Raw genomic sequence first — 18,957 nt, 5'->3', positions numbered from 1 at the left:
ACGGAGTTCATCATGAACATCTCCAAGTTCTTCATCGATCGCCCGATCTTCGCGGGCGTGCTGTCGGTGGTGGTGTTGCTGGCCGGCCTGATCGCGCTGGTGCAGTTGCCCACCGCCGAGTATCCGGAAGTGGTTCCGCCTTCCGTGATGGTCCGCGCCCAGTACCCTGGCGCCAATCCGAAAGTCATCGCCGAAACGGTGGCGTCGCCGCTGGAAGAAAAGATCAACGGCGTCGAAGACATGCTGTACATGCAGTCGCAGGCCAACAGCGACGGCAACATGACCACGACGGTAACCTTCAAGCTCGGCACCGACCCGGACAAGGCGGCGCAGCTCGTGCAGAACCGCGTCAACCAGGCGCTGCCGCGTCTGCCCGAGGACGTGCAGCGGCTGGGCGTGACCACGGTGAAATCGTCGCCAACGCTGACAATGGGTGTCAACCTGGTCTCGCCGAATGGCAAGTACGACCTGACCTACCTGCGCAACTACGCGCTCATCAACGTCAAGGACCGTCTGGCCCGCGTGCCGGGCGTTGGCGAGGTAGTGCTGTGGGGCGCGGGCGACTACTCGATGCGCGTCTGGCTCGATCCGCAGAAGGTGGCGCGCCAGAACATGACGGCCACCGACGTGGTCAAGGCGATCCGCGAGCAGAACGTGCAGGTGGCCGCCGGCATCGTCGGCGGTGCGCCGATGGCGACCAATGTGCCGATGCAGCTTTCAATCAACGCGCAAGGCCGCCTGAAGAACGAGGACCAGTTCCGCAACATCATCCTCAAGACGAATCCCGATGGCGGCGTCGTGCATCTCTCCGATGTCGCGCGCGTCGAACTGTCTTCGGCCGAATTCGCGCTGCGGGCGATGCTCAGCAACAAGGAAGCAGTCCAGATCATCATCTTCCAGCAGCCGAACGCGAACTCGCTGCAGATTTCCGACGACGTGCGCGCCATCATGGCCGAACTCCAGAAGGAAATGCCCGAAGACGTGCGCGCCGAGATCGTGTATGACCCGACGCGCTTCGTGAAGGAGTCCATCGACGCCGTCGTGCATACGTTGTTCGAAGCCATCGCGCTGGTGGTGCTCGTCGTGATCGTGTTCCTGCAGACCTGGCGCGCGTCGCTGATTCCGCTGCTGGCCGTGCCGGTGTCGATTGTCGGCACCTTCGCGCTGCTGCTCGGCTTCGGTTTCACGATCAATGCGTTGTCCCTGTTCGGGCTGGTGCTGGCCATCGGGATCGTGGTGGACGATGCGATCGTGGTGGTGGAGAACGTCGAGCGCAATATCTCGGAAGGGCTGACGCCACGCGAGGCCACGTACAAGGCCATGCAGGAAGTAAGCGGCCCGATCGTCGCCATCGCGCTTACCCTGGTTGCCGTGTTCGTGCCGCTGGCCTTCATGAAGGGCCTGACCGGCCAGTTCTACCAGCAGTTCGCGATGACCATTGCGATCTCGACAGTGATCTCGGCTTTCAACTCGCTGACGCTGTCTCCTGCGCTGGCGGCGCTGCTGCTGAAGGATCACCACGCACCGAAGGATGCGCTGACGCGCGTCATGGACAAGGTGCTCGGCCCGTTCTTCGTCCGCTTCAACAAGGTATTCAATCGCGGCTCGGACTCGTACGGCAAGGGCGTTGGCAGTGTCATCAAGCGCAGGGCCGTGATGTTCGTCATCTACGGCGTTCTGCTGGCCGGCGCCGTGCTGATGGGCAAGGTCGTGCCGGGCGGCTTCGTTCCCGGGCAGGACAAGGATTACCTGGTCAGCATCGCCCAGCTTCCGCCGGGTTCGTCGCTGGAACGCACCGAGGAAGTGGTGCGCAAGATGACCGAGATCGCGCTGAAACAGCCTGGCGTGGTCGGTGTTCCCGCCTTTCCGGGTCTGTCGGTGAACGGCTTCAGCAATTCGTCGAGCAGTGGCCTGGTCTTTCCGGTGCTCAAGCCGTCGAAGGAACGCGGTCCGGGAGAATCCGCCGAGGAAATCGCCGCCGCGCTGAACGCGAAGTACACCGAGGTCATCAAGGACGCCGTCACCGGCACCTTCCCGCCCCCGCCGGTGCAAGGCCTGGGCACGCTCGGTGGCTTCAAGCTGCAACTGGAGGATCGTGGATCGCTGGGCTACGAAGCGCTCAACGATGCAACGCAGGCGTTCATGAAGGCCGCCGCCAAGGCACCTGAACTGGGCCCGATGTTCACGAGCTACCAGATCAACGTGCCGCAGCTTGACGTGGACCTCGACCGCACCAAGGCCAAGCAACTTGGTGTGAACGTGACCGACGTGTTCGACACGATGCAGATCTACCTGGGGTCGCTGTACGTGAACGACTTCAACCAGTTCGGCCGCGTGTATCAGGTGCGTGCCCAGGCGGATTCGCAGTTCCGCGCGACGGCCGCCGACATCCTGCAACTGAAAACCCGCAACGCCGCTGGCGAAATGGTGCCGCTGTCGTCGCTGGTCACGGTCTCGCCGACCTACGGCCCCGAGATGGTGGTCCGCTACAACGGCTTTACCGCGGCCGACATCAACGGCGGTCCGGCACCGGGCTACTCCTCTGGCCAGGCCAAGGCCGCCATCGAGCGTATCGCGGCCGAAACGCTGCCGCGCGGCATCAAGATGGAATGGACGGACCTGACCTATCAGGAAGTGCTGGCCGGCAACGCCGCGTTCTGGGTGTTCCCGATCAGCGTGCTCCTGGTGTTCCTGGTGCTGGCCGCGCAGTACGAAAGCCTGACGCTGCCGCTGGCCATCCTGCTGATCGTGCCGATGTCGATCCTGTCCGCGCTGCTTGGCGTATGGGTCACGCGCGGCGACAACAACATCTTCACCCAGATCGGCCTGATGGTGCTGGTTGGGCTATCCGCAAAGAACGCGATCCTGATCGTGGAATTCGCACGCGAACTGGAAATGCAGGGCCGCACCATCGTGCAGGCCGCCATCGAGGCCAGCCGCCTGCGTCTGCGCCCGATCCTGATGACGTCGATCGCTTTCATCATGGGTGTGGTGCCCCTGGTGATGTCGACCGGAGCCGGCGCCGAAATGCGACGTGCGATGGGTATCGCGGTGTTCTTCGGAATGCTCGGTGTGACGCTGTTTGGCCTGTTGCTGACCCCGGTGTTCTACGTGGCGCTGCGCAAGCTGACCGGCGGCAAGCCGATCCTCGACAAGCATCACTCGCACACGCAGCCACTGCATGGCGTGGCACCCGCCGCCGCATCGGCCGAGTAAGCCGGGGCGCAAGGAGAACATGATGAACAAGATCACTTTCAACACCGGTAATCGGTGGCTGGCGAAGGGTTCGATGCTGCTGGCGTCCCTGCTCGTCCTGGCCGGGTGCTCGCTGGCGCCCACCTACGAGGTGCCGGAGACCACGGGCCAGTCGGTGGCCTTCAAGGAAGCCTCGCAGGACTGGACGCGCGGTGAACTGAAGAAGGAGGAAGCGGGCGAATGGCAGGTTGCGAGCCCGTCGGAAGCGTTGTTCCGTGGAGAATGGTGGACGATCTTCGGCGACGACAAGCTCAACGCGCTTGAAGCGCAGGCACTGGAAGCGAACCAGAATCTCAAGGCCGCGGCCGCTCGCCTGAAGGAAGCCCGCGCAATGGTGCAGGCCGCCAAGGCGGGGTGGTTCCCGACGCTGGACGCCGGCTTCGGCCCGACTCGGCAAAAGCAGTCGGCCGCCGCCCAGTTCCAGCCGGATGGCACCAACATCCCCCAACAGACGCTGTGGCGCGCACAGGCCAGTGCTTCGTATGAAGTGGACCTGTTCGGCCGCGTCGCGTCCACCGTGGACGCCTCGAAGGCCGATGCGCAACAAAGCGATGCCCTGTTCCGTTCGGTCCAGCTCGCGTTGCAGGCGGACGTCGCGCAGAACTACTTCGCGTTGCGAGGGCTGGATGCTGAAGCCGAAGTCTTTACGACCACCGTGAAGCTGCGCGAGGAAGCGCTGAAACTCGTCGAGCGTCGTTTCGCCGAAGGCGACATCAGTGAGCTGGACGCCTCCCGTGCACGCGCCGAACTGGCCACGGCCAAGTCCGATGCGATGACGGTGCAGCGCCTGCGCGCCGCTTCCGAACACAGCCTTGCGGTGCTGCTCGGCAAGGCACCTGCCGAGTTCTCGATGCCAGCCATGCCGCTGCAGGCCGTGAACGTGAGGATTCCCTCCGGCCTGCCCTCCTCGCTGCTGGAACGGCGCCCCGACGTCGCCGCCGCGGAACGGGCGATGGCGGCCGCCAACGCCCGCATCGGGATCGCCAAGGCCGCGTTCTTTCCGTCGCTCACGCTGACCGGCACGGGCGGCTTCGAATCGGCCACGCTGGGCGACCTGTTCAAGTGGAGCAGCCGCGCGTTCCTGCTGGGGCCGCTGGCTGGCACGGCACTGAACATTCCGATCTTCGACGGCGGCCGGCGCACGGCCAACCTGGCGAATGCGCGGGCGCGCCACGAAGAGGAAGTCGCCAAGTACCGCCAGCAGGTGCTAACGGCGTTCCGGGAGGTCGAGGATAGTTTGTCCGATCTGCGCATCCTGGAGAGCCAGACACGCACGCAGGCGGATGCGGTAGCCGCGGCGTCCCGCGCGGCCGACATCTCGCGCACGCAGTACACCGAAGGTGCCGTGAACTACCTCGACGTCATCGATGCGGAGCGCACCGCGCTGCAAACGCGGCGAGGTGCGGTGCAACTGCAAAGCGTGCAGGCCGCCGCGGCCGTCAACCTGATCCGCGCGCTCGGCGGCGGCTGGGATGAACGGGATAAGCCCGCCCAGAGCGCCACCAACGCGCCGGTCGCCCAGCGCTAGCCTTCCGGCAACCCAAAAACAAAGCCGTCCCAGCCCTGCCGGTGCCACCCGATGCACCGGCAGGCGGGGGCCGCTTGTTCTTCCACGTCATTCCGATCTAACCATGACCACCCAACATCGCCATGCCGAAGGGCATGGCAAGCCGCTCATTCTGGCCTCGGTATGCCTGGCGGCCATTGTCCTGCCGCTGTCGTTCTCGGGCGGCGCGGTTTCCACGCCCGCCATCGGCCGCGAACTCGGCGGCGGCGCCACCTCGCTGACCTGGATCACCAACGCGTTCATGCTGAGCTTCGGCAGCCTGCTGATGGCCGCCGGAGCACTGGCCGACGTCTTCGGCCGCAAGCGCATGTTCACAACCGGCATCGGCCTGTTCGCACTGTTCTCGCTGGCACTGGCCGCCGCGCCGTCGGTCTTCTGGATCGACGTATTGCGCGCGCTGCAAGGCATCGCCGCCGCCGCCGCGCTCTCGGGCGGTTCCGCCGCGCTGGCGCAGGAATTCGAGGGCCATGCGCGCACCCGCGCATTCAGCATGCTGGGCACGAGCTTCGGCATCGGCCTGGCATTCGGCCCGTTGCTGGCAGGCACGCTCATCAGCACGTTCGGCTGGCGTGCCGTATTCCTTTCGACAGCGATCATCGGCCTGATCGCGCTGATCTTTGGCGCGCCGCGCATGCGCGAGACGAAGGACCCGAACGCCCAGGGCGTCGACTGGCCCGGCACGATTACCTTCACGGCTACGCTGGTGCTCTTCACATCCGGCGTCATCGAGGCACCGGAACTCGGCTGGGGTGACCCACTGGTCATCACGCTGCTGGCTGCTTCGGTGTTGATGCTGCTGGTCTTCGTAGTAGTGGAGACGCGCGTCAAACGCCCGATGCTTGACCTGTCGCTGTTCAAGTACGCGCGATTCATCGGCGTGCAGATCCTGCCGGTGGGCACCTGCTACTGCTACATCGTGCTCATCATCATGCTGCCGCTGCGCTTTATCGGCGTGGTCGGGCTGAGCGAAGTCGATGCGGGCATCCTGATGATCGCGCTGTCACTGCCGATGCTGGTGGTGCCGGCCGTCGTGGCCACGCTGACGCGCTGGATCTCGCCGGGTGTGCTGTCCGGCATCGGCTTCCTGATTGCGGCAGCCGGCCTGCACTGGCTCAGCATGAGCGATGTCCGCGCCACGGGCATGACGGTGGCGCTGCCGATGCTGCTGATCGGCGTGGGCGCGGGCATGCCGTGGGGCCTGATGGATGGCCTTTCCGTCAGCGTCGTGCCAAAGGAACGTGCCGGCATGGCCGCCGGGATCTTCAATACGACCCGCGTTGCCGGGGAAGGTATCGCGCTTGCCATCGTCAGCGCCATCCTGGCCGCGCTCACCTGCACGAGCCTGACGGATGTGACCGGTGACGCCACCGGCATCAGCGCGGCGCGCCTGGCCGAAGGTGCCCAGCGCCTGGCAACGGGCGACCTGGCTCACGCGATGTCCACGCTGCCGGAAATCGCTGCCGACCGCCTGCTCGCGGGCTACGGCGATGCCTTCGGGAGCCTGCTGCACATCATGACGGTGATTACCGTGCTGTCGGCCGGCGCCGTCTTCGGCTTCCTGAGCCGCACTGGCAATAACGACGACGCCGTACTTGGCGCCGCCGAACAAACCGGCGTCTGACGCCTCATTGGAGAAAACCATGTCCGTGAATCTTGAAAACAAAGTGGTAGTCATCGCTGGCGGAAGCAGCGGCATCGGCCTGGAACTGGCGAAGCAAGCCATCGCGCTCGGTGCGCATGTACACATCGTGGGCCGCTCGGCCGACCGGCTTGCCTTCGCGCAAGCCAGCCTGGGCGCTGGCGTCACCACACATTGCGCCGATATCGGTGGGGAATCCGAGGTCGAAGCGCTGAGCCGGGCGATCCCGAAGGTTGACCATCTGGTCACAACCGCCGCCGCGCTCGTCTTCAAGCCCTTCCTGGAAACGACGCGTGCGGACATCGACGCGATGCTGCGTTCGAAGCTGCTGGGGCCGATCCATCTGGTCCGGCATCTGGCGCCGCGCCTGGCCAGCGATGGTTCGATTACGTTCTACAGCGGTCTGGCCGCCTACAAGGCCAACGCGGGTGCCAGCATTGTGGCGGCGGTCAACGCCGCGCTCGACGGGCTGGCGCGAACGCTGGCCGTGGAACTGGCCCCGATCCGCGTCAACGTCGTTTCCCCAGGCGTGGTCGATTCTCCGACCTGGGACTTTCTGCCATCGGACGCCCGTGCCGGCGTGCTGCAAGGCATCGGAGAGGGTCTACCGGTCGGCCGCGTGGGGACCGCATCCGAACTTGCCCAGGCCGGCCTCTTCCTGATGGCCAACGGCTTCGCAACCGGCACCGTCTTGCAGATCGATGGAGGGGCTAACGCTTGACGCGCGGTTGCGCGCCAAGCGTCTGGTTCCGATACTCGGATTCGCTTCCCGTGGTCTGGCGCCCAGCCATCGGACGCGAGCTCAACGCCCTATTTTCCTGAGCCCCTCCATATCGAGCGCGATCGGTACAAGCGAGGCTTTCACAGCTCCAGGAACGTCCGCTTGTCCTTCCTGGTCGCCCAGGATTCCGCGTCGGGAAGAGGCAATGATGCGTTAGTGACAACAGGCCATTGCACTGACATCCGCCGGTTGATTTCCGCAAATTCCGCTTCATGAGGTGCCAGGTCGAAGTCGCTCTTGATCGCGGAAACAGGACAAACGACCTCGCAGATTGAGCAATTGATGCATACCTCGGGATCGATGACCATAAAGTTTGGCCCTTGATGGAAAGCCTGAACCGGGCAAACTTCGATGCAGTCTCCATGACGGCAATTGATGCAAGGCTCGGTGACGACATACGTCATGGTTTCCTCCTATGAAGCTATCAAGGCAATCCAAGCGGATTGCCTTGCTTTCAGCCGCCTTCAGGACGCCTTGCGGAAGCCAGCCGTACCGAAGAACACATTGGGCTTGCGATAGACGGCCAGCAAGAGACAGCCTTCGTCGGAATGGGTCTCGTGAAGCGAGCCAGGTTGCCGCCAAACAAATTGGCCGGCGCGGCAGATCCCGTCATGGTCGTAGAACGACCCTTCCAGAACATAGCTCTGTTCAATTTCCGGATGCTTGTGGAACGGCAACACAGCACCTGGCTCCCACTTCAGTAGCACCGTCATCTCACCGATGTCGTCGTTCCGGTACAGGACCTTCATGGAGATCTTTTCGAACTGAGAGGGTTCCCACTCCAGCGTGTTCGGGTCGATGTAGACGGAACCGCCCGCGGTGGGTTCCAACTTGCCTCTGAGGCGCTCTGCGAAGTGCGTGTTCTCGGTCTGAGTAGTCATGTGTTGTCTCCTGGATTTGGAAGGATGAAAGCGTGCACACGAAGTCTGCGATGCCGCTGTGACTCAATTTAGCCTCGTGTTTCCCAATAGTCAACCGATGAAGAAGGAAATCACGTGTATATGCCCCTTAACACACTTATGTTTCCCTCGTTTACCCTTGCTTTGTTGAATATGTTTCCTTTTTGTATAACATCAACCAGCAGTCAAAGGAAACCAGTGGCCTCAGGCCACGATGAACAGGAGACAAGAAGTGGACATGTACAACTCCGATGTGGCCGGATTAGCCCCCACGGCCCACTCGGCAAGCAGCACCAACAGCATGGGGAAGGTGGTGACGGCTAGCGTCATCGGGACAATGGTCGAGTGGTACGATTTTTTGCTTTACGGCACGGCGGCTGCGCTCGTATTCAACAAGCTTTTCTTCCCCGCCCTGGACCCCTTGATGGGTACCCTCGCGGCACTGGGGTCGTTTGCGGTCGGATTCATCGCACGGCCGCTCGGCGGCGTCATCTTTGGTCATTTCGGCGACAAGATCGGCCGGAAGACGATGCTGATGACAACCATGTTCCTCATGGGAGGCGGGACATTTGCCATCGGATTGCTGCCGACTTACGCACAAATCGGCGTATGGGCCCCTGCCCTGCTGATCCTTCTGCGGGTTGTCCAGGGCATCGGCATTGGTGGCGAATGGGGTGGAGCCGCGCTCATGGTCATCGAGCATTCGCCGCGCGGTAAGCGTGGCTTTTATGGGAGCCTGGTTCAGATGGGCTTTCCCCTTGGAATGCTTGCCTCAACCGGCATCTTCGCGTACTTGTCCCGCATGCCCGACAGCGACTTCTTGACCTGGGGCTGGCGCATCCCCTTTCTGCTCAGCTCCGTCCTCGTCCTGCTGGGCTTTTACATCCGGCTCAAGGTGACAGAGTCCCCAGTGTTTGCGGCAGCATCCGACGATGGTCAGGAAAGCCCGAAGATTCCGCTGTTTGAGGTGCTCACCAAACACCGACGCAATCTGCTTATCAGCATTGGATTGAAGGTCTGCGAGGTGGCATGGGTCTACATCCTCACCGTCTTCGTGGTCGTCTACGGTACGACAGTGCTGCACCTTCCTAAGACAGTCATCCTGGACGGCGTTTTGCTGGGAGCAGCCCTGGAATTGTTCACGATTCCGCTGTTCGGGTGGCTATCTGATCGGTGGGGACGCCGAACCCTCTACTTCCTGGGCTCGCTCTTTACTATCGCTACGGCATATCCCCTCTTCCTGGCCATCCAGACTGGAAGTCCTGTCGTCATCGCCTTCGCGGTTGCGCTTTGCATGAACCTTGGCCACGGATCGATGTATGGTCCACAAGCGGCTCTGCTCCCGGAACTCTTTGGCACCAAGGTACGCTACAGCGGTTCGTCTCTTGGCTGCCAGATGGCCGCCGGCATCGGTGGAGGCCTGGCTCCCATGTTGGCCACGGCCTTACTCGCGAAACAGGGACATTTCGTTGGCGTTGCCATCATGATCGCCGTCCTGGGTATCGTGACGTTGATTGCAACGGTTGCGAGCCCTGAAACGTATCGCGACAATTTGTACGATTCGTGACCCGCGGTCCAACACCGCGCTGAAGCACCCGTTTTGGGCGGGCTCGCAAATCCCGCATACAATCTCCGTAGGAAACCATGTGTTTCCCGACTCCCATGTTGAACGGACGACCGGATTTGCGAGCCATGTCGGCAAAAACCCTCCAGCGGAACACGACACCTGCCCAAGCGCCCCGAGCCGCCGCGCAGGTGTCCCAAGACATCAGCGCAGCACAGGATGATGAAGAAGTCGTTTGCCAGCGGTTGCGGATGGCACGGATAGAGCACGGCCTGACGCTGGATGCGCTGGCCGAGAAATCTGGCTTCACCAAAGGCTACCTTTCCAAGATTGAAAACGGCAAGAAAGCCCCTCCGATTGGCTCACTCGCTCGTATCGCCAGGGCAATGGGGATGGAGCTCAGCTATTTTTTCTCAGACCCCAATCAAACCGAGACCGCAGCGGTTGAGGATGTAGATCGCCCCATCTCGTTGGTGCATCACTGGGAAAGAAAACCCGTTGTTCGCGGCGGAAGCGCCTATGGGTATGACTATGTGAGTCTGGCCCATAAGAAACAGCACAAGCTGATGGACCCGTTCATGTTCACCTTTCCGTCCGCGACGGACTTGGATTTCTTCTTCGAGCATGGCGGCGAAGAATTCGTCTTTCTTCTTTCAGGAAAGGTGGAGTTCGAGTTCAAGCTACATGGCAAGCTCCAGCGCTACGTCCTCGAAGCTGGGGATAGCCTGTACTTCGAGTCCGGCACCCCACATCGGGGCCGCGCTCTCGAAGGCGACGCACAAGCCATCGTCGTAGTCACGGAACCATCCGAACCGAAAATCTGAGTCAACCGGTGTTGCCTGTTTGGAAACTTTTTCCTAGAATTGGGAAACTTACTAACAGGAGACACCCATGCGCGTTGCCGTCGTTATCTATCCCTTCATCGAGCCCATCGACCTGGCGGTGGTCGGCACCCTCTCGATGGCCAAGCGTGTCACGGACAAACTGTCCTACTTCACGGTTTCAGAGCACGGCGGCGAGGTCGAGTTGCAAAACGGGCTACGAGTCCAGACCGATTTTTCATTCGCTGATGCCCCTGCGTCGGACGCGATAGTCGTAACCGGCGGGCCAGGTTGGCGAAACGAGATCGACAACCCGGCAATGCATGCTTGGCTTAAGCAGCGTCATGCCTCAGGCGCGTTGATTTCGAGCGTCTGCACCGGGGCGATGATCCTGGGGGCAGCTGGACTCCTCGATGGCAAGCGAGCGACAACCAAGGCGCCTGTCGCGAGTCCTGAAGAGTGCCCGATTACTACGATGGGCCGCCTTTACTCGACCACTAAAGCCACGGAGGCGCTCGTGGTAGACGAGGGAGACATTGTTACAGGTGGAGGCGTCACACTCGGGATCGACACAACGCTCTATCTCCTCGAACGCTATCTTGGACCAGACGTGAGCAACGAAACCGCACGAATCATGGAATACAGCGCCGCGCTCCGCGCGAATCAAGGTCGCCTGCCTACGCTGACTATTGATAGCGCTGTAAATCAATAGAAACATGGTTCTGAATGCAAGCAAGCCGCCCCTCACAATGGACTGATGGTCGTTAGCAAATCGACGCTCAGTCCGCCGTGCCATAACTTGCCCCGTTGGTACTTCTCCTGACCGCGCAGCCACACTGCGCGGTTTCTTTTTGGGGCCCACATCTGCCCGTAAGCCGCAAGAGTGGCGCCGACCCGCGTGGGATTGGACTTCGATGCCGTCATTCCGACTCTTCAAGGCAGTCGAGAAAAAGCAAGCCCGACTCAGGCTTGCAAGTTGGTGGCAATTTCGATGAACGCTCGTGACGCAGCGCTACGGTAGGCGTCCTTACGCTGGAGTAGTGCAGCGACTCGATTCGATGGCGCCGGCTCAAGTCTGATCTGATGCAGACCTTCCTGCGTGTCTGCAACCGCGGAAGGCAGCAGCGTCGCCATTTTTGTTCGTCGCACGACCTCTATCACCGCACTAACAGAATTGGATTCCATTGCGATATGTGGAGCGACCTCGTATTGCCGACAGTAACGGTTGATGTATAGCCGCGTTGCGAACTGCTCGTTAAGCAAAACGAACTTCTCTCGCTCGAATTGCTTCAGCGAAAGCGCCTTCCGCTTGCTGGCAAGCGGATGCAAGGGCCCCACGACCATTGCCAGTGTCTCCACCAGCAATGGCCGCGACTCAATGTCGGGGTGCGAGACTTCCTCAAATGCAATGCCGATGTCCAATGCGTCATCCGCAAGCATTGCTTCGATGCGCTCCTGCGGCATCTCCAATACGCCGAGCGAAATCTCGGGGTACCGCTCGTTAAAGGCGGCTACCAGAGGACCTACCAGGTATGGAGTAAAGGTCGGCGTGATGGCGAGACGGAGCTCGCCACGAGTCAATTCCTGCACGTCGTGCAACGCGCGTTTTCCCGCCTCCAGGTCCTGAAGCGCCTTTTGCGCATAGGCGCGGTACGCAGCTCCGGCATCCGTCAAGCGCACGGTCCTCCCAGTGCGATCCAACAGTTGTGCTCGCAAGCTCTCCTCAAGCTGCCGTATCTGGAGCGAAAGCGTCGGCTGCGATACATGCAGCGCTTCAGCTGCTCGCGTGAAATTCCCGTGTTCGGCCACGGCCAGGAAGTAACGGATGTGTCGTAGCAGCATGGGAGCTATTTAAGAAACAAATAGCTTTGATATTAAACCGGTCTTGGACGCTATAGGACAGCTCGTCCATTCTTTGCACATCGAGTCCTCCCGCAACCTACCGGAGCGCCACCATGCAAGATCTTATTGAAGGCTTTCTGAAGTTCCAGCGCGAAGAGTTTCCAAAGCGCACCGCCCTGTTCAAGCATCTCGCCACTACCCAGAATCCTCGCACTCTCTTCATCGCCTGTTCCGACAGCCGTGTCGTCCCCGAATTGCTGACGATGCAAGAGCCGGGCGAGCTGTTCGTCATCCGTAATGCAGGGAACATTGTCCCGTCCTATGGCGTACAGCCTGGCGGTGTATCGGCGAGCGTCGAGTATGCAGTTGCCGGTCTCAACGTGACGGACGTCGTGATCTGCGGTCACTCGGACTGCGGCGCGATGACTGCGGTGGCTACATGCAAGTGTCTGGATCACATGCCAGCCGTTGCGGGCTGGCTGCACCATGCGGACGCCGCAAAGGCGGTGAACGAAGCACGCGAGCACGCTTCAGAACGCGCACGGATTGATTCGATGGTGCGTGAGAACGTCATTGCCCAACTGGCCAATCTGCGGACACATCCGTCGGTGGCACTCGCCGTCGAGCAAGGCCGCTTGAACCTGCACGGCTGGGTCTATGACATCGAGACCGGTTCCATCAACGCATTGGATGGGACTACCAACCGCTTCCTTTCCCTTGCGGAAAACCCCCGGGCAACCGCGAATCCGCCCCGACTCAGCGCAACCGTCTGAGCCTTCCTCCCATCCTCAGGAGATATGCAATGCCTCAATCGCAATACCGTCAATCGAATCGTCAAGCTCTCACCGATGCCATCATCGACTCGAAGATTCGCAAGAACCTGACCTTCGAAGAGATCAACGAAGGAACCGGCCTGACGCTGGCCTTCGTGACAGCCGCCCTGCTTGGCCAGCACCCTCTGCCGGCCGAAGTGGCAAAGAAGGTCGCCGACAAACTGGACCTCGGTGATGACGCTGTGCTGCAGCTGCAGACGATTCCCGTGCGCGGCAGCATCCCCGGCGGCGTTCCGACCGACCCCACGATCTACCGCTTTTATGAAATCGTCCAGATCTATGGTTCGACGCTGAAGGCCCTGGTACACGAGAAGTTCGGCGACGGCATCATCAGCGCCATCAACTTCCGCCTGGACATTCAGAAAGTGCCCGACCCGGATGGCGGCCACCGTGCGGTAATCACGCTCGACGGCAAGTACCTGCCGACCAAGCCCTTCTGATCAAGCCCTTCTGCCCAAACGCGCGACAAGCCCCGTCCTTCAGGGCGGGGAGGAGACATCGAGGACCCAGCCCCCGCAATACATGTCGCAAGCGCTTTAATGTTTTGCAAGAGGTTTAATCTCCAAGGTCACCCCCGCCACCAAACCGCCTATACTGCATGCGTCTCTTCACCCAGTGATGAACTATGGAATACGCTCCAGGCATCAGCCAGCTGGCTGGCCTGCTTGCCGACCCAGGGCGCGCGGCCATGCTGTGGGCCTTGATGGATGGCAGCGCGCGGCCCGCTGGTGAGCTTGCGTTGATTGCCGGGCTGTCGGCGTCGTCCACTAGCGGCCACCTGGCGCGGCTGTCGGAGGGCGGGCTGCTGGCGGTGGAATCGCGCGGGCGCAATCGCTATTACCGGTTGGCCGCACCCGAAATTGGGGTTGCCATCGAGGCACTGGCCACCGCATCGCTGGCCAGCCGGCCGGCGCGCATGCGCGCCGTGCCGGTTTCGCGCGCCACGCCACCGGCGCTCAGGCAGGCCCGCACCTGTTATGACCATCTGGCCGGGGAACTTGCGGTGGGTCTGTTCGAACGAATGTCGCAGGCTGGCTGGCTTGCCGTGGACGGCACGCGGGTCGACCTGACCGGCAACGGCGCACAGGCGTTGACGCAGCTCGGTATCGACCTCGATGCCACGCGGCGCAAGCGCCGTCAGTTCGCCTGCACCTGCCCCGACTGGAGCGAGCGCAAGCCGCATCTTGGCGGGGCGTTGGGCGCGGCGTTACTGGAAACCATGCTGGAGCGGGGCTGGATCGAGCCTACCCAAACGTCGCGGGCGCTGCGCGTGACGCCGCGGGGGCATCGTGAGATTGGAAAAATGGCCGCATGAACGGAGCATCCGGGCCACAAAGGAGCAACCGATGGCAATAGAACTGGACGACGACGCGCAGGACGCCGTGAGCCGGCTGTTTGCGCTGATCAATCTGGGAGACACCCAGCAGACCACGCGGCACCTGGCATTGTTCGAAGAGGCGCTGGAAGACGCCGAAGAGGACGACGCCGACGCCGAAATGCTGCTCTTCCAGATCAAGGAGATCATCGACTGGGAGGCGGGCTTCTATGTCGACTGGAAGGATGCCGAATCCTTCATCGGCTGCCTGAACCAGCTCTGCGAGCGCGTCGATCTGGAGATCGACTGGGGCACCGACGACCCCGAGGATGAGGATTTCCTGGAAGGCACGAGCGTGCCCGAGCTGATGGAACTTGCCACCGACCAGTTGCGCGTGGCCGGCTACACGCTCTGGAACTGGGATACCGGTGGCGACGCCTATGCGGGCTGGATCACGCGCAGCGAAGACGACGACGAGATGCTTGAGATCGCCGATACGCTGGCCTTCGACGTGCGCAGCGGCGACCAGCCCTACTGAGCGGCATCGCGCCTGAGAGCGACCCCCGGCGGCTCAGTCGAGCGTCAGGACCGTGGGCTCGCTGTCGTCCTCGGTCAGCGCCTCCTCGGCGTTCGGCAGCAACGTGCCATTCAGACGCGACATGGGGCGCCGCGTCTCCGGTACGCCCAGCGTTTCCTCCAGGGCGTTCAGGAACGCGCGCACGCTTGCGGGCATCAGCTTGCGCGCGGGCATCAGCACGTAGACCTTGAGCGGCGATGAGGAATAGCCTGGCAACACGCGCACCAGTTGCCCCTGCACCAGTTGTTCGTGCACGAAGCGCGGCGACAGGCGGGTGACGCCAAGCCCATCGACCGCCGCCTTCAGCCGGACTTCGGCGTTGTGCGTGCAGATACGCGGCTGCACGTCGAGCGAGAACGTCTCCACGCCGTCGCGCAAAAATTCCCAGTGCGAATCGTCCAGATTGCCGACAGTGGGCCAGCCTTGCAGGTCTTGCGGCGTGCGTGGCAGGCCGCGCTCGCGGATTAGCGAGGGCGCCGCGTAGTACGCGCGCTCGATCAGCACCACTCGCTTGCTGGCAAACGAGCTGTCGTGCAGGCCCGTATCCGTCATCACAAAGGCAAGGTCGTAGCCGTGGCGGATCAGATCGGGCTGTTCCCAGTTCATGTCGAGCTGGACGCTCAGCGCCGGATGCTGCTTGAGCAGACGGTTCACCGTCGGCGATAGATGCTGCGAACCCACTTCGTACGGCGTGGCGATGCGGATGGTGCCACTGACTTCGGCGCTGACCGAAGCCGCTTCGGCACTGATCTCTCGCAATGCGCCAAACAGCGGCGCCACACGGTCGTAAAGCTGCTGGCCACGCTGCGTCACACGCACGCGCCGCGTGGTGCGCTCGAACAGGCGCACGCCAAGCTGCCCTTCCAGGCGTGCCACCCCGGCACTCGCCGATGACTTGGGGACTTCCGCGAGTTCGGCCCCCTGTGTGAAGCCGCCGCCTTCCACCACACGGCAGAAAATTTCCCAGTCCTTCCAGTCAATCGTTTTCATGCGAAACCCTTCGATGCGAGGCATCGGGAAAACCCTTACCCGATGGGCCGCGATTGTCCCACATCACGAACAATGATGAAGTCCACGTTCAGCGTAGGGACATTACGGAGGAGTGACAGCGACATTACATCTGCGGCCGCAGTGCGCTTAAAACCACGAATGCCCCACGGCTCACCGGGAAAACCAACATTGAGAATCAATCTCAATAGACTCTAGGATTCATAGCATTCGCCCTGATGGGCTTTAGACGAGGAGTTGAGCCATGTTCAAGAAGATCGCCGCCGTTGCTGTCGCAGGTCTGTTCTCAACCGCCGCATTCGCAGGCGCCAACTGCACCAAGCATCCCAAGTCCGACTGGATGCCCGAGGCGGACGCCAAGGCCAAGATCGCGGCCCAGGGCTACAACATCAAGAAGTTCAAGGTCGACGGCAACTGCTACGAGATCTACGGCACCACCAAGGACGGCAAGAAGGCCGAGATCTACTTCGACACCAAGACGCTGGACATCGTCAAATCGGAAATCGAGAAGTAAGCATGGCAACCCCCGCGGATCGCGTGCACCACCCTGACACGGTTCGCGTGTGGGATCTGGCCGTCCGCTTCACGCACTGGAGCGTGGCGGCCATCGTTCTCTATGACCTGGTCGATGATTCCGGCGACCAGTTGCATCGCGTGCTCGGCTACGTCGCGGCGGGCCTGGTGCTGTTCCGCATTCTGTGGGGCTTCGTCGGCACCGAGCATGCGCGTTTCAGTGCCTGGCTGCCGCGTCCCGCCGGCGTGCTGGCCTACGGCCGTGCGCTGCTGCGCGGCCGTGCGCCACGGTTCATCAGCCACACACCGCTGGGCGCCGTCATGATGCTGGCGATGTGGGTGCTGATCCTGTCGCTGGCCATCACGGGCTGGATGTCCCGGCTCGATCCGTTCTGGGGCGAAGACTGGCCCATCGACATTCATCGCTGGCTGTCGAATACGCTGCTTGGCCTTGTGGCCGTGCATGTCGTGGCGGCCATCGCCATGAGCGTCAAGGGCCGCGAAAACCTGATCGTCTCGATGATCACGGGCTACAAGCGACGCAAGCGCGACTACGGCAAATGATTGGGGCGCCGCCCGATTTTCGGACTTTCAATTTCGACCTACCCGGATACGGAACCGGTGACTAGGATTGATGCCATCGCCGGCGTCATCCGGCCGCTGGCGTCACCGCACCGGAGAACGAGAATGAAGATCCTGATGGTACTCACCTCGCACGACACGCTCGGCAATACGGGCAAGAAAACCGGCTTCTGGCTGGAGGAATTCGCGGCGCCCTACTACGTGTTCAAGGACGCGGGCGTGGACGTTACGCTGGCAACGCCCAAGGGCGGCCAGCCACCCATCGACCCCAAAAGCGACGAACCCGATTTCAAGACGGATTCCACACGCCGCTTTCAGGGCGACCCCGCTGCGCAAAAACACCTGGCCACCACGCTGACGCTCGACCAGGTCAAGGCCGACGACTTCGACGCGGTCTTCTATCCCGGCGGGCATGGCCCGCTGTGGGATCTGACCGATGACAAGCGCTCCATTGCATTGATCGAGGCATTCGATCGCGCGGGCAAGCCGATGGCGCTGGTGTGCCACGCGCCCGGCGTGCTGCGCTACGTCAAGCGTGCGGACGGAGAGCCGCTGGTGAAGGGCCGCAAGGTCACCGGCTTCACCAACACCGAGGAAGAAGCCGTGCAGTTGACCAATGTGGTGCCGTACCTGGTGGAGGACGTGCTGAAGCAGAACGGCGCCCAGTTCTCGCGCACCGATGACTGGGGCAGCTATGCGGTGGTGGATGGTCTGCTGGTGACGGGGCAGAACCCCGCATCATCGGAAGCCGGCGCGCATGCGTTGCTGAAGCTGCTGAAGTAATCGCACTAGCGGGTGCGGCGCGGCTTTGCAGCGTGCCGCACCTCGCGCGTGAATTGCGCGCAGGCATGCGTCATCATGTCTTCGGACCGATAGACCAGGAACACTTCGAAATCGGGCAGTTCATCCAGGATGGGCAGCCGCACCAATGCCTCCGGGTCCAGCTTCAATGGCCCCGTGCCATCGAATACGTATTTCGACCAGACGCTGATCAGGTCGGTCTTGGTCGCCAGTTGCAAACCCAGCAGGTTCGACGCGCTTTGCACGATGCGCTTGGGCATGTCCAGCCGGTGCAGCCGCATCAGGCTGGCGAGCGGACTGCCCGGATCGTCGAGCGGATCGAGCGTCAGCCAGTCGGCATCGAGCAGCGCGCGCAGACGCCGGGCGCGGCGCAGCGGATGACCGGGCCGCACGGCCAGTCCCATGCCGACTGAGAACAAGGGCTCCCACTGCATGCCACCGCCGCCTGGGCCGCCGTTGGTCGAGATCAGCCCCAGGTCGAGCCGCCCTTCACGCAACCCCTCCATGATCTGTTGCGGCCGCAGTTCCTGCGCGCGAAGCGTCACGTTCGGATAGCGCTGCCGGTAGGCCGCCACGGCGTCCGGCAATGCGCCGCTCGATGCCACCGCCGTAAAGCCGATATGAAGCTGCGCCTCGGCGTGGCCGCGAATCGATTCGATGTCTTCCAGCGCATGCCGCAGCTCCTGCTCCACCACGGTGGCGCGCCGAACCAGCGCCAGGCCGTAGGCCGTCAGGCTCACGCCGCGCACCGAGCGCGACATCAGCGTGACACCCAGCTCACGTTCAAGCTCGGCAATCGCTTTCGACAGCGCCGGCTGGGACGTATGCAGGCTGCGCGCGGCCTCATGCATGCTGCCGTGCTGGGCTACCGCCAGCAGCACGCGCAGTTGTTGCAGCTTCATCGGGGTTTCTCCTGATCGCCCGTTTCCCCCATGCCTTGCCGTGGTGCGCGCGTGCGCA

At 62.2% G+C, this 18,957-nt stretch carries 19 protein-coding genes; 14 read left to right on the top strand and 5 right to left on the bottom strand.

Going from position 1 to position 18,957, the window contains the following annotated elements; genetic code table 11:
* Positions 1–12 precede the first annotated feature (12 nt).
* The 4 genes from AC3FLX_RS01855 (at position 13) to AC3FLX_RS01840 (ending at position 7,182) form a co-directional block, all read left to right on the top strand.
* Complete coding sequence (locus AC3FLX_RS01855) at positions 13–3,216, top strand: efflux RND transporter permease subunit (RefSeq protein WP_488693320.1); 3,204 nt, start codon at positions 13–15, stop codon at positions 3,214–3,216.
* A 22-nt stretch (positions 3,217–3,238) separates the two neighbouring features.
* Entirely contained in the window at positions 3,239–4,783 is a 1,545-nt protein-coding gene (locus AC3FLX_RS01850) for an efflux transporter outer membrane subunit (protein ID WP_488693318.1), read from the top strand.
* A gap of 103 nt (positions 4,784–4,886) precedes the next feature.
* Positions 4,887–6,443, top strand: a complete 1,557-nt coding sequence (locus AC3FLX_RS01845) for an MFS transporter (protein ID WP_488693316.1) — start codon at positions 4,887–4,889, stop codon at positions 6,441–6,443.
* A 19-nt stretch (positions 6,444–6,462) separates the two neighbouring features.
* Positions 6,463–7,182 carry an SDR family oxidoreductase gene (locus AC3FLX_RS01840; RefSeq protein WP_488693314.1) on the top strand — a complete coding sequence of 240 codons (720 nt, stop codon included), beginning with the start codon at positions 6,463–6,465 and terminating at the stop codon, positions 7,180–7,182.
* 140 nt (positions 7,183–7,322) lie between these two features.
* Here AC3FLX_RS01840 and AC3FLX_RS01835 read toward each other — a convergent pair whose 3' ends face one another.
* Entirely contained in the window at positions 7,323–7,646 is a 324-nt protein-coding gene (locus tag AC3FLX_RS01835) for a DUF3470 domain-containing protein (RefSeq protein ID WP_488693313.1), read from the bottom strand.
* A 60-nt stretch (positions 7,647–7,706) separates the two neighbouring features.
* Positions 7,707–8,123, bottom strand: coding sequence for a cupin domain-containing protein (locus AC3FLX_RS01830; protein WP_488693311.1), 417 nt, complete (start codon positions 8,121–8,123; stop codon positions 7,707–7,709).
* A gap of 256 nt (positions 8,124–8,379) precedes the next feature.
* Here AC3FLX_RS01830 and AC3FLX_RS01825 point away from each other — a divergent pair, with 256 nt between their 5' ends.
* From AC3FLX_RS01825 to AC3FLX_RS01815, 3 genes are all read left to right on the top strand, one after another.
* Positions 8,380–9,708, top strand: coding sequence for an MFS transporter (locus AC3FLX_RS01825; RefSeq protein WP_488693310.1), 1,329 nt, complete (start codon positions 8,380–8,382; stop codon positions 9,706–9,708).
* Positions 9,709–9,833: 125 nt separating this feature from the next.
* Positions 9,834–10,529: a helix-turn-helix domain-containing protein gene (locus tag AC3FLX_RS01820; protein WP_488693308.1), complete on the top strand. Its 696-nt coding sequence runs from the start codon at positions 9,834–9,836 to the stop codon at positions 10,527–10,529.
* Between the two features lie 67 nt (positions 10,530–10,596).
* Positions 10,597–11,238 carry a DJ-1/PfpI family protein gene (locus AC3FLX_RS01815; protein WP_488693306.1) on the top strand — a complete coding sequence of 214 codons (642 nt, stop codon included), beginning with the start codon at positions 10,597–10,599 and terminating at the stop codon, positions 11,236–11,238.
* A gap of 251 nt (positions 11,239–11,489) precedes the next feature.
* On the opposite strand, the gene cynR is transcribed toward AC3FLX_RS01815, so the two are convergent.
* Entirely contained in the window at positions 11,490–12,368 is an 879-nt protein-coding gene (cynR, locus tag AC3FLX_RS01810) for a transcriptional regulator CynR (protein WP_488693304.1), read from the bottom strand.
* Positions 12,369–12,481: 113 nt separating this feature from the next.
* On the opposite strand from cynR, the gene AC3FLX_RS01805 reads away from it, so the two are divergent.
* From AC3FLX_RS01805 to AC3FLX_RS01790, 4 genes are all read left to right on the top strand, one after another.
* Positions 12,482–13,141 carry a carbonic anhydrase gene (locus AC3FLX_RS01805; RefSeq protein WP_488693303.1) on the top strand — a complete coding sequence of 220 codons (660 nt, stop codon included), beginning with the start codon at positions 12,482–12,484 and terminating at the stop codon, positions 13,139–13,141.
* Between the two features lie 29 nt (positions 13,142–13,170).
* On the top strand, positions 13,171–13,641 hold the full coding sequence (cynS, locus tag AC3FLX_RS01800; protein ID WP_488693301.1) for a cyanase: 471 nt from the start codon (positions 13,171–13,173) through the stop codon (positions 13,639–13,641).
* A 185-nt stretch (positions 13,642–13,826) separates the two neighbouring features.
* Positions 13,827–14,516, top strand: a complete 690-nt coding sequence (locus AC3FLX_RS01795; RefSeq protein ID WP_488693300.1) for an ArsR/SmtB family transcription factor — start codon at positions 13,827–13,829, stop codon at positions 14,514–14,516.
* Positions 14,517–14,547: 31 nt separating this feature from the next.
* Complete coding sequence (locus AC3FLX_RS01790; RefSeq protein WP_488693298.1) at positions 14,548–15,054, top strand: DUF6630 family protein; 507 nt, start codon at positions 14,548–14,550, stop codon at positions 15,052–15,054.
* Positions 15,055–15,087: 33 nt separating this feature from the next.
* Here the strand turns inward: AC3FLX_RS01790 and AC3FLX_RS01785 are convergent, their stop codons facing one another.
* Entirely contained in the window at positions 15,088–16,083 is a 996-nt protein-coding gene (locus AC3FLX_RS01785; protein WP_488693297.1) for a LysR family transcriptional regulator, read from the bottom strand.
* Positions 16,084–16,345: 262 nt separating this feature from the next.
* On the opposite strand from AC3FLX_RS01785, the gene AC3FLX_RS01780 reads away from it, so the two are divergent.
* From AC3FLX_RS01780 to AC3FLX_RS01770, 3 genes are all read left to right on the top strand, one after another.
* Complete coding sequence (locus AC3FLX_RS01780) at positions 16,346–16,615, top strand: PepSY domain-containing protein (RefSeq protein WP_488693295.1); 270 nt, start codon at positions 16,346–16,348, stop codon at positions 16,613–16,615.
* Between the two features lie 2 nt (positions 16,616–16,617).
* The gene (locus AC3FLX_RS01775) at positions 16,618–17,178 is read left to right on the top strand and encodes a cytochrome b/b6 domain-containing protein (RefSeq protein ID WP_488693293.1); all 561 of its coding nucleotides are present in this window, start codon (positions 16,618–16,620) and stop codon (positions 17,176–17,178) included.
* 123 nt (positions 17,179–17,301) lie between these two features.
* Entirely contained in the window at positions 17,302–17,979 is a 678-nt protein-coding gene (locus tag AC3FLX_RS01770; protein ID WP_488693291.1) for a type 1 glutamine amidotransferase domain-containing protein, read from the top strand.
* Between the two features lie 5 nt (positions 17,980–17,984).
* Here AC3FLX_RS01770 and AC3FLX_RS01765 read toward each other — a convergent pair whose 3' ends face one another.
* Positions 17,985–18,899, bottom strand: coding sequence for a LysR family transcriptional regulator (locus AC3FLX_RS01765; protein WP_488693289.1), 915 nt, complete (start codon positions 18,897–18,899; stop codon positions 17,985–17,987).
* Positions 18,900–18,957 lie beyond the last annotated feature (58 nt).

The sequence above is a fragment of the Cupriavidus sp. 291-E7 genome (assembly GCF_057798835.1).
This window is presented reverse-complemented; position numbering and strand designations above follow the sequence as displayed.